A 12,894-nucleotide genomic window follows, 5' to 3' on the forward strand; every position below is an offset into this window, starting at 1 on the left:
CTCAGCGCCCCTGGGTGTCGAAGCCGGCGTGGTACTCGACGAACTCCGCGCGCTGCCGGGCCAGCTCGGGCGGCATCTCGGCGTAGACGTGGTCGAAGATCTCGGTGGGCGCCGGCGGGGCCAGCTCCCGGGTGCCGCTGCGGATCCGCTCGGCCAGTGCGTCGGCCTCGGCCTCGACCGCGGCGAAGAAGTCCGCGTCGGCGGCGCCGCTGCGCGACAGGTGCGCCTTGACCCGGGCGATCGGGTCGCGCAGCTTCCACTCCTCCAGCTCGCTGGCCAGCCGGTACCGGGTCGGGTCGTCGGAGGTGGTGTGCGCGCCCATCCGGTACGTGAACGCCTCGATGAAGGTGGGGCCCTGGCCGTCGCGGGCGGCGGCCAGGGCCGCCCGGGTGACCGCCAGCACGGCCAGGACGTCGTTGCCGTCGACCCGGACGCCGGGGAAGCCGAAGCCGCCGGCCCGGTGGAACAGCGGCACCCGGGACTGCCGCTCGATCGGGGCGCTGATCGCGTACTGGTTGTTCTGGCAGAAGAAGACCACGGGTGCGGCGAAGGTGGCGGCCCAGATCATCGCCTCGTTGACCTCGCCCTGGCTGGTGGCGCCGTCGCCGAGGAAGGCCAGGGTGGCGTTCTCCGCGCCGTCGCGCTGCAGCCCCATCGCGTAGCCGGTGGCGTGCAGGGTCTGCGCGCCGATGACGACGGTGTAGAGGTTGAAACCGGTGGCCACCGGGTCCCAGCCGCCCTGGTCGACCCCGCGGAACAGGCTGAGCACGTGCAGTGGGTCGACCCCGCGGGTCCAGGCCACGCCGTGTTCACGGTAGGTCGGGAAGGCCATGTCGTCGGCGGCCAGCGCCCGGCCGGCGCCCACCTGGGCCGCCTCCTGGCCGAGCAGCGACGCCCACAGCCCCAGCTCACCCTGCCGTTGCAGGGCGGTGGCCTCGGAGTCCCAGCGGCGGACGAGCACCAGGTCGCGGTAGAGACCGCGCAGCTCCTCGTCGCTCACCTCGAGCGCGTAGTCGGGGTGCTCGACCCGCTCGCCCTCGGGCGTGAGCAGCTGGACGAGCCCCGGCTGCCCGGGCAGATGGGGAGCACCGGCTCCCGGTACGGGGTCGACCACCTCGGTGGTGTGCGACAGCGCGGTCATGCGCGTCCCTCCTCGCCGTCTCGCGGGGCCCCCGGGGTCTCCGGGAGTCCCGCGCTGGACGTCCTCGCGGCGCCCGGGTGTGGCGTCGCTCACACATCGTGGCACGCCAGAGCGCCGTTCAGCAGATCACCACGGAGCCGATCTGCGCAAGATCCGTCCCACTGGCTGCGCACGATGACCGGTAGTAGGACGTCCTCGCATGTCAGACTGCACATCGTGACCGCCGGCACCGCCCGACTCGACACCACCGACGCACGGCTGCTGCTGGCCCTGTCGGAGGACCCCCGGGCCACCGTCTCCTCGCTGGCCCAGACCCTCGGCCTGGCACGCAACACCGTCCAGTCCCGGCTCGCCCGGCTGGAGTCCACCGGCATCCTCGACCCCTTCGAGCGGCGGGTCCGCCCCGAAGCACTGGGCTACCGGCTGGGCGCCTACGTGACGGTGCAGGTGGTGCAGCGCAGCCTGGCCGACGTCGCCGAGGCGCTGGCGGGGATCCCGGAGGTGTTGGAGGTCACCGGCCTCTCCGGCGCCGCCGACCTGCTGGTCCAGGTCGTCGCCGTCGACGCCGACGACCTCTGGCGGATCAGCGAGCAGGTGCTGGCGATCCCCGGCGTGCAGCGCACCGACACCAACCTCGCGCTGCGCCGGTTCATCGACCACCGGATGGCCCCGCTGCTGGAGCGCGCCGCCGGCGCCACCCGCGACGCCGAGGACGGGGCCACCGCCGGCTGAGCACCGGCGGCCGCCGGGGCTGGCGGGCCGGGCCGGGCGCGAGCACGCTGCCGCTGTGCACCGCTGGCCGACGACCCTGCTGCTCGGCGGGGCCCTGCTGGTCGCCGGCTGGGTCACGCCCTCCCCCGCGTCGGCCTGCAGCTGCACGACGGCGGACACCGCCGAGCAGTTCGACCGGGCCGACGCCGTCTTCACCGGCACGCTGGTCTCCCGCGAGGTGCTGCGGCCGGGAGGCAGCAGCGGCGACCCCGCGCTGCACGTGTTCGCCGTCGACACCCTGCACAAGGGCGTGGCGAGCGCACGGCAGCAGGTGGTCTCCGCCTGCTCGGGGGCCAGTTGCGGCCTGGAGCTGACGGGTGACGGACCGTTCCTGATCTTCGCGACCGACCCACCGGACCTCCCGGAGGGTCAGCTCGCCGCCGACCTCTGCGGCGGCACCGCCCCGCTCACCCCCCAGCTGGCGGCGGAGGCCCGGGGCATCGCCGCGGTGGCGGATCCGCCGACCCCGGGCCCCCCGGTCGGCGCGCAGGCCGAGGAGGCGGACGGGACGAAGGCGCTGGCACTGGTGGCCGGCGCCGCGGGCGCCGCGGTCCTGATGGGTGCCCTCGTGGTCGTCCGCGACCGCCGGGCCGCCCGCCGGGCGACGGTCCTGGTGCTCACCCGCGACTGAGCCCGTTTCACCCGCCGCCCGGGCCGGGTAGCCCGCGATCATGGCGAAGCGGACCCCTCTGGGCACCATCGGCACGGGCAAGCGCGGGATCGGCACGCTGGGCTGGGTGCTGCGCGGCGCCGCCGCCGGTGCGGCCGGCACCACGGCGCTGAACGCCGTCACCTACCTGGACATGGTGGTGCGCGGGAGGGGCAGCAGCTCGACCCCGGAGCAGACCGTCGAGGCGCTGGCCGACAAGGTGCACGTGCAGATCCCCGGTGACGAGGAGACCCGGCAGAACCGGGTGCAGGGGCTCGGCCCGATGACCGGGCTGGCCGCCGGGATCGGCGTCGGCGTCCTCGCCGGGCTGGCCCGCGCCGCCGGGTTCCGCTCCCGGCCGCTGATCGGGACGGCGCTGACGACGGTCGGCGTGCTGATCGGCTCGAACGGCCCGATGACCGTCCTGGGCATCACCGACCCGCGCACCTGGTCGACCACCGACTGGGTCAGCGACGTCGTCCCGCACCTGGCCTACGGCGCGGTGGTGAAGACGACGATGGACGCGTTCGACCGGTGAAGGGCCCCGCCGCCCCCCACCACTCGCGAGGTCACGGCGGGACCCAGCAGCGGGGCCGTTCCGTCACGCTCGCCCCTGCCAGCCCTCCGCGTCGACCCCGCCGGGCACCGGCGCCGCCGGGTCGTAGGGCGTGCGGGTGAAGACGAAGGTCGCCAGGTCCAGGTGGTCGGGGGCGATCCGCAGCGTCTCCCCGGCGTAGTAGCCGTCCAGGCCCACCCAGGTGCCGTCCGCCCGCGCGGTGAACCGGCTGGCCCGCCCGGGACGCCCGGGCAGCGGACCCAGGTGCAGCAGCCGTTCGCCCTGCGCCCGCAGCACGTACGGGGCCGGCCCCCAGAACCAGACGCCGAGGACGTCCAGCGGCACCGGCGGGGGCGCCGGCGTCCAGGCGTCGACGATACGCGGCTCGGCCGCCCGGAGATCGGCGAGCAACCCGGGGACGAGCGGGTCCAGCCCGCTGGTGGTGTTGGCCAGCATCACCGCGCCGGCCTGCTCGGCCCGGTCGACGAAGACCCCGGCGAGGAAGCCGGGCATCGAGCCGCCGTGGCCGACCAGGGTCACGCCGTCGGCGCGCACCACCTGCAGCCCCAGGCCGTAGGCCGACCAGCCGGCCGCCGAGGAGTCGACCCCGGCCGGCACGGTCATCTCCTCCAGCGTCGCCGGGGAGAGCACCTCGGCGGTGTCGCCGAGCAGGAACGCGGCGAACCTGCCCAGGTCGGCCAGCGTCGCCCACAGCTGACCGGCCGCGGCCATCACCCCGGCGTCGTGCTCGGGCTCACGCAGCACGACGTCGGCCCACGGGTGCACCGCGCGGCCCTCGGCGGCGGCGCCGCTGGGGCGCGGCGTGGTGCGCGTCATGCCCAGGGGCAGCAGCACCTCGTCGCGGACGACGTCCGACCACGGTCGGCCGCGGTGTCGGGCGACCAGCTCACCGAGCAGACCGAAGCCCAGGTTGGAGTAGTGGAACCGTCGCGCGGCGCCCAGCACCACGTCGTCGTCGCTGAGCGGCAGCTGGGCCAGCGTGCCGCCGGGCACGCGCTCCCACCAGCCGCCCGGGCTCTCCGCGCCCGCCCCGGCGAGGTGGGAGAGGAGCTGCCCGACCGTGCGGTCGCCCAGCGGGGTGTCCGGCAGGTGGTCGCCCAGCAGGTCGTCCAGGTCCAGGGCGCCCTCGTCGCGCAGCCGCATCACCACCAGGGCGGTGACCGTCTTGCTGATCGAACCGAGGCGGTACTGGACGTCGGTGTGCGGGTCGGCGACGTCGCCACGCGCGGCCGACCAGGCCAGCCCGCCGTCGCGGACCACGCCGGCGACCAGGCCGGGCGCCCGGCCGTCGCGTTGCACGCGGGCGGTGCGCGCCAGCAGGGTGCGGGCGGTGGAGGGCAGCACGGGCTCGGCCATCCCCGGAGGCTAGCCAGCCCGGACGGCGGCGGTCTCGCTCACCGGCAGCCGGCCGGTGCGGCGGGCCCAGTGCTCGAACCAGAGGGTGGCCAGCGGGGGCACCGAGGCGGCCAGCGCGAGGACGGTGGTGCCGAGCGACCAGCGCAGCACCCGCCAGGCGACCAGGGTCACCAGGACGTAGGCGATGAAGACGGCGCCGTGGACCGGGCCGAACACCTGGACGCCGACCTCGGAGGTCTTCGGCACGTACTTGACGAACATCCCGGCGAGGAGGAGCACCCAGGACACCGCCTCGGCGACGGCGACGACACGGAAGACGCGGGCCACGGGGGCGGGGGCGAGGAGACGGGCAGCCACGACCGGGGACAACGAACCACCGGCGCCGCGGTCTCCCCGATGTGATGAAGCCCCCTCCTCCCGACCCTTCGCAGGCGCAGGGCGGGACCCGGGAGGGGGCCCTGCCAGGGCACCCGGACACGCCGGTGCCCCGGCCGCCGTGAGGCGACCGGGGCACCGGCGTTCGTGCTGGAGCGCTGGCGTCAGCCGGCGATCCGGCGCATCGCGGTGATGCTCCCCATCACGTCGATGCTGGCGACCTTGACCACGTCGCCGGAGGTCGGCGCGTGCACCATCTGCCCGTTGCCGATGTAGATGCCGATGTGGGTGACCGGCGAGTAGAAGGCGATGAGGTCGCCCGGCTGCAGCTCCCCGCGGGAGACCGCACGGCCCATGCTCGCCTGCGCCCGGCTGGAGTGCGGCAGCGAGATGCCGGCTGCGGCGTAGGCGTACTGCACCAGGCCGGAGCAGTCGAAGGAGCCCGGACCGGCGGCGGCCCAGACGTAGGGCTTGCCGCGCTGGGCCATGGCGGTGCTGACCGCGGTCGCTGCAGCGCCGCTGGAGGCGACGACCGGCGCAGACGGGGCCGGTGCGGCCGGCGCGGCCGGAGCCGCGGCGCGGGCGTTGCCGCCCCCACCCGAGCGGGAACCGGAGCTCGAGCTCGAGCTCGAGGCGGAGCTCTGCTCGGCCGCAGCGGCCTCGGCAGCCTCGGCGGCGTGCCGCCGCTCGGCCTCGGCCCGGGAGGCGGCCTGCTCCGCGGCGGAGAGCCGCTCGTACATCGCCTGGTACTCGGCGATCTGCTTGTTCAGGTCGGCGCGCTGCTTCTCGACCTGGTCCAGCTGGGCCTGCGCCTCGGTGGCGGCGGCCTCGGCGGCGGCCTTGGCCTCGGTGGCCTGCTCGTCGGCCGTGACGGCCTCGCCCAGGATGCCGTTGTTGTGGTCGGCGATGGAGTCCAGCGTGCCGACGCGGTCCATCAGCTCGTCGGCGGACTCGCTGGTGAGCATCGCCTGCAGGGTGCTCAGCTGGTCGCCGGTGTAGGCGCTGCGGGCGACCTCACGGACGCGGTCCCGAGCGCCGGACAGGGCAGCCTCGGCGGCCTCGACCTGGGCGGCAGCGGCGTCGACCTCGGCCTGCTTGGCCTCGAGCTCGACCCGGGCGTCGTTGAACTGCTCGGTGACGACCTCGAGGTCGTGGGCCCGCTCGGCGACCAGCGTGGCGGCCTCGGCGGACGTGGTGGGCTCGGCCGCCGCGGGCGCGGGGTTCAGCAGCGGGACGGCCACGAGGGCCCCGGCGGCGAGGAGGGTGACGACGGCCCGACGGGAGGTGGACCCACGGCGGGCAGGATTGAGCGAACTCGCCATGTTCGGCGGGTGGTCCTTTCTTCCAACGTGCCGCCTACCGAGTTAGCTGACGGGTTCGGATGGGAAGACACCCGGCACGTGCGGCCCGGCTCGGCCGCGCAGTGCTTCACCCCAGTGCTGCGGTGGGTCCCCGGTCCCCTGGCCCGCCGGAGTGCACGGGCCGCGGAGTTCGGCGGCGGTCTGGTCGGTCGCCACCGATGGGTGGCTGAGGTGCCCGTCCGGACCGTCGCCCACCGTAAGTGCGTTATGGGCTCGTGACAAACGCCCTTTGCGATTTTGTTGAGAAACTCCGGTGGTGTGCTCCGACACGCTCACCGAGGGTGACAGGCACGCCGAATCGTCCGGCCAGTGCGTCCTGCGGACCCGGATCGTCTCCCGGCCAGAGCGCCGACACGCGGCCTGAGCTGGGCAGCCGGACCCGGCGGGACCACTGCGCCCTCCGGTGGAGGGTGGGGTCTGCGCCACCACCGCCGGCCGATCCGTCGTCACGCTCCGCAAGCGGCTGGTGAAGCTGCCGCTGTCGCCACGCTCGCGGCCCGCAGGTGCCCCGGCGCGGCACTCCCCGGCTTCCTCGCCGGGACCTGGTAGGTGGCCTCGTGGAGGAGCCGCACCCCCGCAGGCCAGGATGACCCGGTGCCGACCCTCGCCGCCGTCCCCTGGGACGACCCCGCCGTCGCTGCGCTCACCGCTGCCCAGCAGGTCGAGCTGCGCGCCCGCTACGACGGCGCGAGCGAACCGGGCGTGCCGCCGTCCGCCACCGACGTCGCCGTGGTGCTGCTCGCCCGGGACGACGACGGCACGCCGGTCGGCTGCGGCGCGCTCCGCCCGCTGGGGCCACGCGAGGCGGAGATCAAGCGGATGTACGTCGTCCCGGCCGCCCGCGGGCGGGGGGTGTCCCGGCAGCTGCTCGCCGGCCTGGAGGCCGAGGCCCTCCGCCGCGGCTGGTCGACGCTGAAGCTGGAGACCGGCCCTCGCCAGCCGGAGGCGGTCGGGCTGTACACGTCGGCCGGCTACCGGCCGATCCCGACGTTCGGGCACTACGTCGACGACCCGTTCTCGCTCTGCTTCGCCCGGGAGCTGGGATGACCGCCGCCCGGTACGACGCGGTCGTCGTCGGCGGTGGGCACAACGGGCTGGTCGCCGCCGCATACCTGGCGCGCGCCGGGTGGTCGGTGCTGGTGCTCGAACGGCGCGAGGTGCTCGGCGGCGCCGCGGTCAGCCAGCAGGTGTTCCCCGGCGTCGACGTCCGGCTCTCGGCGTACTCCTACCTGGTCAGCCTGCTGCCCGACCGGATCGTCACCGACCTGGGGCTGCGGCTGGAGCTGCGCGACCGTGCGGTGGCCTCCTGGACGCCGCTGCGCCGTGACGGCCGGCACCGGAGCCTGCTGGTCGAGCGGGACGAGGGGCCCGCGACGGCGGCGTCCTTCCGGGCGCTCACCGGCGGGGACGCCGAGCTTGCCGGCTGGCAGCGCCTCTACGGCCGGCTGTCCACCCTGGCCGAGGACCTCGCGCCCACCCTCACCGAACCGCTGCCCAGCGAGAGGGAGCTCACCGGCCGGCTGCGCGACCCGGGCATCTGGCACGACCTGCGCGAGCGGCCGCTGGCCGACGTGGTGGCCGACCACCTGACCGACGACGACGTGCGCGGCATCGCCCTCACCGACGGCCTGATCGGCACCTTCGCCGACGTGCACGCCGCCGACGGGCTCGCCGGGCGCTGCTTCCTCTACCACCTGGTCGGCAACGGCACCGGCCGCTGGCGGGTGCCGGTCGGCGGCATGGGCGCGGTCAGCGGCGCGATCGCCACCGCCGCCCGCACCGCCGGGGCTCGGTTGCTGACCCGGGCCACGGTGACCGCACTGGAGCCCCGCGCCGACGGGGTCACCGTGCACTGGACCGACGACGACGGGACGGCGCATGCCGCCGACGCCGGGCACGTGGTGGGCGGCGCCGCGCCGACGGTGCTGGACGAGCTGCTCGGCGCGCCGCCGGCGTCGCGCCCGTCCGGGTCGCAGCTGAAGGTCAACATGGTGCTGCGGCGGCTGCCCGGGCTGCGCTCCGGGGACGACCCGCACCGGGTCTTCAGCGGCACCGTGCACGTCGACGAGTCGGCGTCGGCCATCGACGCCGCGTTCGCCCAGGCCGGCGCCGGCCGGCTGCCCGACGTCGTCCCGTTCGAGGTGTACTGCCACTCGCTGACCGACCCGTCGATCACCGGTGCCACCGGGCTGCACACCCTGACCCTGTTCGGGCTGCACACCCCGGCCGAGCTCTTCGCGGCCGACCCGGTGGGCACCCGGGAGGAGGCGGTGCGCCGGGTCGTCGCCCAGCTCGACGACCACCTCACCGAGCCGCTGGCCGACTGCCTGGCCACCGACGCCGAGGGGCGGCCCTGCCTGCAGGCGGCCTCGCCCCTGGACGTCGAGGGCGCGCTGGCCATGCCGGGCGGGCACATCTTCCACGGGGACCTGTCCTGGCCGGTGGCGACCGACCCGGGGCAGGCCGGCACCTGGGGCGTGGCGACCGCGCACCCGCGGGTCGTCGCAGCGTCGTCCGGGGGCACGGTCCGCGGCGGTGGGGTCAGCGGGCTCGGCGGCTTCGCCGCGGCCCGGCACCTGCTCGGCCGGTGAGGCCGCGGCATCCGTGCGTGATCAACCGCCTACGGGGAACGGAGGCACCAGAGCCCGGGACCGACCGGCCCCGACGACCACTGGAGACGCCATGAGCACCCCGCCGAACCGCTCCTCCGACCAGGGCCAGCCGCCGAAGTCGCGGCAGAACCGGAGCCGCGCCGTCTTCGCCGGCGTCATCGTGCTCATCCTGGTCGTGATCTTCGGTTACATGCTGCTGGTCGGCGGCCTCGTCGACTGACCCTCGGCCGACGGGCGCCAGGTGCCCCGCCCGTGGTCACATGTCGCGGTGCGGGCGGCGGACGAGGCGCGGGGCCTCGCGGCATCGGTGCGCCACCGGCTGCGCGGACGGGACACCTCGCTCATCGCCGCCGGGCTCACCTTCTACGCGGGCATCGCCGTCGTCCCGGGCCTGGTCCTCTCCCTCGCGCTGACCAGCTGGGTCACCGGCCGGGTGACCGTCGAACGGCTCACCGGCCGGCTGGCCGAGGTGCTGCCCGCCGAGCTCGGCGCCCCGGCAGCCCTCACCCGGCTGGCCGAGGCCGGCACCGGGCTCTCCGTGGTCGGCGCCCTGCTCACGCTGCTGCCCATCTCCCTGTACGGCGAGGGGCTGCGCCGGTCGCTGCTGCGGTTCAGCCCGGCGCACGACCGGTTCACCGCCTGGCGCGGCCGGCTGCTGGCGCTGCCGCTGCTGCTGGTCGCGCCGCTGCTGACCTGGCCGCTGCTGCGGGCCGGTCAGGCGCTGGCCGAGCTGTCCACCGAACCCGGGGTGAGCAACGGGCTGGCGGCCTTCGCGGTCGGCTACTACTCGGTGCTCGGCGTGCTCACCGTGCCGCTGGCCTGGGTGTTCGGGGTGGTCGCCGCCGGGCGGCTGCGGTGGGCGGCGGTGGGCGCCGGCGCACTGTTCACCGCGGCCTGCCTGTCGGGGTTCCTGCAGGGGTTCGTGCTCTTCCTGTCCCTGCCGCTGGACCTGGGCGCACCGTTCGGCGGGCTCACCGTGGTCGGCGGCGTGGTCGCCGTCGGCTTCTGGCTGTTCCTGCTGCACCTGGTGCTGATCGCCGGCTGGCTCTGCACGGAGGCGCTGGACGAGCGCCTGCGCCGGGGGCGCCCGCGGGTCAGCCGCTGAGCGGCTGCTCCTCGATCAGCCGGTCCCGCTGCTCGTCGACGTCCCAGGCCGGCTCGGGCAGGCGCGGCTGCAGGTCGGTGAGGGTCTCCAGCAGCAGCCGCCCGACGGCCCAGTTGCGGTACCACTTGCGGTCGGCCGGCACGACGTACCAGGGGGCGGTGTCGGTGTCGGTGCGCTCCATCGCCGCCGCGTACGCCTGCTGGTACTCCGGCCACAGCGCCCGCTCGTCGACGTCGGAGGGGTCGAACTTCCAGCGCTTGGTCGAGTCGTCGAGCCGCGCCAGCAGGCGCTGCTTCTGCTCCCACGGGGACAGGTGCAGGAAGACCTTGAGCACGGTGACGTCGTCGGCGACCAGCTGACGCTCGAACCGGGTGATCTCCCGGTAGCGGCGCTCGATCACCTCGGGGGTGGCCAGCTGCCGCACCCGGCCGATCAGCACGTCCTCGTAGTGCGAGCGGTCGAACACCCCCACCTTCCCCGGCCCGGGCAGGCAACGGCGCACCCGCCAGAGGAACGAGTGCCGCAGCTCCTCCGGCGTCGGCGTGCCGAAGGAGACCACCTGCACGCCGTGCGGCTCCATCGCCCCGACGACGTGCTTCACCACGCCACCCTTGCCGCTGGTGTCCATGCCCTGCAGCACCAGCAGCACCCGCCGCCGGCTGCCGCCGGTGCCCTCCGCGTAGAGCCGCTGCTGCAGCTCGGCCAGCCGCTCGGCGTCGACCCGCATCACGTCCCTGGTCTTCTCCTTGTCACCGGGGACGTGCGGGGTCGACCGGGGGTCGATCTCCCCCAGCCGGACCGGGGCAGGGGGCACGCGCAGGGCTCGGCGCAGGGAGGACATGCCCCGCAGCCTAGGGACGGCGCCTCAGCCGGCGAGCAGCTCGGGCAGCTCACCGCGGTGGAGGACGACCATGCTGCTCACCGCTCGGGTCAGGACGACGTAGAGCCGGTGCAGCCCACGCGGCTCGGCGGCCACGATCGCCGCCGGCTCCACCACGACGACGTGGTCGAACTCCAGCCCCTTGACCAGGGTCGCCGGCACCACGGAGACCCGGGCGGGTGCGCTGCCGTCGTCGGCCAGCGCCGTGACCTCCAGCCCGGCGGCGGTCAGCATCCCGACCACCTCGGCGACGTCCGCGTCGGCGCAGACGACCCCGGTCGACCCCTCGGCCGCGGCCAGCTCGGCGACCACCCCGGCCAGCGGCCCGGCCAGCGTCGCCACCGGGTGCAGTCGCAGCGAGCCCGGCTCCGAGCGCGCCGCCGTCGCCGCGGGCAGCCCGGGGGCGATCCGGGGCAGCAGCCGGTTGGCGAAGTCCAGCACCTCGCCGGGCACCCGGTAGCCACGGGTGAGCGGCCGGATCGTCGTCTCCGGCCGGCCGAGGCCGGCCAGCGTCTGCGCCCAGTCCGGCGCCGACCACGGGCTGGTGGCCTGGGCGAGGTCGCCGAGCACGGTCAGCGAGCCGGCGGCCAGCCGGCGGGCGATCGCCCGGCACTGCATCGGGGAGAGGTCCTGCGCCTCGTCGACGACGACGTGCCCGTAGCCGGGGGTGCGCTCCAGCAGGCCGGCCACCTCGTCGACCAGGACGGCGTCCGCCGCGGTCCAGGGCGCGCTCTTCACCGACCGCGGCGCCTTCGGCCAGTGCAGCAGCGCCTGCTCCTCCTCGGTGAGGACGCCGCGGGCCGCCCGGGCCAGCCGTCCGGGGTCGGTGAGCAGGTCGTGCACCAGCCCCGCGGCGTCGACCGCCGGCCAGACCGCGTCGCAGAAGGCGCGCACCTCCGCGCTGCGGGCGCACCGGCGGGTCTCGGCGTCCGTCGGGCTGCCGCCACCGGCCTCCTTCAGCCGCCGGGCGTACTCGGCCAGCCCCATGGCCAGCCGCTCCCGGCCGGCCGCGTAGTGCACCAGCTGCTGGTCGTCGACGCCGCTCGTGCCGGCCCGGCGCAGGTCGTCGACGAAGCGCTTGAGCCGGTCCTCGCCGATCCGGTACTTCCGCCCGGACAGCGTGACCTGGACCGAGTCGGCCGGCTTCCGGATGCCGCCCCACAGCGCCCGCCGCAGCACCTCGGCCATCCGCGGGTCGCCCTTGAGGACGGCGACGGCCGGCTCGTCCTGCGCCCGGACGGTCACCCGGGCGGTCAGGTCGGCGACGGTGGCCTGGTCGACCTCGACCTCCCCGAGAGCCGGCAGCACCTGCTCGATGTAGCGCAGGAAGGCGCGGTTCGGCCCGACCACGAGCACGCCGGTGCGGGCCAGCTGCTCGCCGTGGGTGTAGAGCAGGTAGGCCGCCCGGTGCAGCCCGACGGCGGTCTTCCCGGTGCCCGGCGCGCCCTGCACGCAGATCGACTCGGTGAGCGGTGCCCGCACGATGTCGTCCTGGTCGGGCTGAATGGTGGCCACGATGTCCCGCATCGGGCCGCTGCGGGGGCGTTCGATCTCCTGGCGCAGGAAGGCGCTGTCGTGCTCCTCCCCGGCCGCCAGCACCTCGTCCTCGTAGCCGGTCAGCTCGCCGGCGGCGAAGCCGAACCGGCGGCGGCGCACCAGGCCCTGGGGGTCGGCGGCGCTGGCCTGGTAGAACGGCCGGCTCATCGGCGCCCGCCAGTCGATGACGACCGGGTCACCGACGGCGTCGCGCACGTGCCGGCGCCCGATGTGGAACGTCTCGGCCTCCCCGTCGGTCCGGCCGAAGAACGGCGGGACCCCGGGGTCGGCGGCCAGCGAGCGCAGCCGCTCGGCGCGGGCGGCACCGAGCCGTTCGGAGGCCCAGGCGTCCACCCCGGCGTCGGTGACCGCGACGGCCGCGGTGCGCATCTGGGTCAGGCAGTCGGCCGCGCGGGCCAGGTGGGCGCGCTCGGCGGCGAGGACGGGGTCGGGGGCGGTCTCGGCGGGGGCGGGGGTCGGAGACACGGTCGGAGGACGGTACGCGCGCGGGGGGGGTGCGGCTCAACCGAC

At 75.6% G+C, this 12,894-nt stretch carries 13 protein-coding genes and 1 riboswitch; of the genes, 7 read left to right on the plus strand and 6 right to left on the minus strand.

Translation table 11 applies throughout. The annotated features are described in order from the left end of the window. Window position 1: 1 nt before the first annotated feature. Entirely contained in the window at window positions 2-1,141 is a 1,140-nt protein-coding gene (gene pdhA, locus ACI795_RS08620; RefSeq protein ID WP_457075072.1) for a pyruvate dehydrogenase (acetyl-transferring) E1 component subunit alpha, read from the minus strand. A 216-nt stretch (window positions 1,142-1,357) separates the two neighbouring features. On the opposite strand from pdhA, the gene ACI795_RS08625 reads away from it, so the two are divergent. Genes ACI795_RS08625 through ACI795_RS08635 form a run of 3 tightly spaced genes read left to right on the plus strand, consistent with a single transcriptional unit; the run spans window position 1,358 to window position 3,099 of the window. Continuing rightward, window positions 1,358-1,873, plus strand: coding sequence for an Lrp/AsnC family transcriptional regulator (locus ACI795_RS08625; protein ID WP_457075074.1), 516 nt, complete (start codon window positions 1,358-1,360; stop codon window positions 1,871-1,873). A gap of 55 nt (window positions 1,874-1,928) precedes the next feature. Beyond that, on the plus strand, window positions 1,929-2,543 hold the full coding sequence (locus ACI795_RS08630) for a hypothetical protein (RefSeq protein WP_457075076.1): 615 nt from the start codon (window positions 1,929-1,931) through the stop codon (window positions 2,541-2,543). A gap of 40 nt (window positions 2,544-2,583) precedes the next feature. After that, on the plus strand, window positions 2,584-3,099 hold the full coding sequence (locus ACI795_RS08635) for a hypothetical protein (RefSeq protein ID WP_457075078.1): 516 nt from the start codon (window positions 2,584-2,586) through the stop codon (window positions 3,097-3,099). Between the two features lie 63 nt (window positions 3,100-3,162). On the opposite strand, the gene ACI795_RS08640 is transcribed toward ACI795_RS08635, so the two are convergent. The 3 genes from ACI795_RS08640 to ACI795_RS08650 form a co-directional block, all read right to left on the minus strand. After that, on the minus strand, window positions 3,163-4,494 hold the full coding sequence (locus tag ACI795_RS08640; protein WP_457075080.1) for a serine hydrolase domain-containing protein: 1,332 nt from the start codon (window positions 4,492-4,494) through the stop codon (window positions 3,163-3,165). A 9-nt stretch (window positions 4,495-4,503) separates the two neighbouring features. After that, window positions 4,504-4,851 carry a DUF3817 domain-containing protein gene (locus ACI795_RS08645; protein WP_457075082.1) on the minus strand — a complete coding sequence of 116 codons (348 nt, stop codon included), beginning with the start codon at window positions 4,849-4,851 and terminating at the stop codon, window positions 4,504-4,506. A gap of 182 nt (window positions 4,852-5,033) precedes the next feature. Further along, the gene (locus ACI795_RS08650) at window positions 5,034-6,191 is read right to left on the minus strand and encodes an NlpC/P60 family protein (protein WP_457075084.1); all 1,158 of its coding nucleotides are present in this window, start codon (window positions 6,189-6,191) and stop codon (window positions 5,034-5,036) included. A 15-nt stretch (window positions 6,192-6,206) separates the two neighbouring features. Continuing rightward, window positions 6,207-6,376: riboswitch (cyclic di-AMP (ydaO/yuaA leader) on the minus strand. Between the two features lie 448 nt (window positions 6,377-6,824). On the opposite strand from ACI795_RS08650, the gene ACI795_RS08655 reads away from it, so the two are divergent. The 4 genes from ACI795_RS08655 (at window position 6,825) to ACI795_RS08670 (ending at window position 9,947) form a co-directional block, all read left to right on the plus strand. Then, window positions 6,825-7,277, plus strand: coding sequence for a GNAT family N-acetyltransferase (locus ACI795_RS08655; protein ID WP_457075085.1), 453 nt, complete (start codon window positions 6,825-6,827; stop codon window positions 7,275-7,277). Beyond that, a complete protein-coding gene (locus ACI795_RS08660) occupies window positions 7,274-8,821 on the plus strand; it encodes a phytoene desaturase family protein (protein ID WP_457075086.1) in 1,548 nt (515 codons plus the stop codon). The genes ACI795_RS08655 and ACI795_RS08660 overlap by 4 nt, the downstream gene beginning before the upstream one ends. A gap of 91 nt (window positions 8,822-8,912) precedes the next feature. After that, on the plus strand, window positions 8,913-9,062 hold the full coding sequence (locus tag ACI795_RS08665) for a hypothetical protein (protein WP_457075087.1): 150 nt from the start codon (window positions 8,913-8,915) through the stop codon (window positions 9,060-9,062). 48 nt (window positions 9,063-9,110) lie between these two features. Then, window positions 9,111-9,947 (plus strand): YhjD/YihY/BrkB family envelope integrity protein, encoded by an 837-nt coding sequence (locus tag ACI795_RS08670; protein WP_457075088.1) that lies wholly within the window; start codon window positions 9,111-9,113, stop codon window positions 9,945-9,947. Here the strand turns inward: ACI795_RS08670 and ACI795_RS08675 are convergent. Both ACI795_RS08675 and ACI795_RS08680 read right to left on the minus strand, forming a co-directional pair. Beyond that, entirely contained in the window at window positions 9,937-10,788 is an 852-nt protein-coding gene (locus ACI795_RS08675) for a PPK2 family polyphosphate kinase (RefSeq protein WP_457075089.1), read from the minus strand. The two genes, ACI795_RS08670 and ACI795_RS08675, sit on opposite strands and share 11 nt — an antisense overlap. Before the next feature lie 24 nt (window positions 10,789-10,812). Beyond that, window positions 10,813-12,849, minus strand: a complete 2,037-nt coding sequence (locus ACI795_RS08680) for a HelD family protein (RefSeq protein WP_457075090.1) — start codon at window positions 12,847-12,849, stop codon at window positions 10,813-10,815. Window positions 12,850-12,894 lie beyond the last annotated feature (45 nt).

The sequence above is a fragment of the Modestobacter sp. SYSU DS0290 genome, assembly GCF_054050955.1.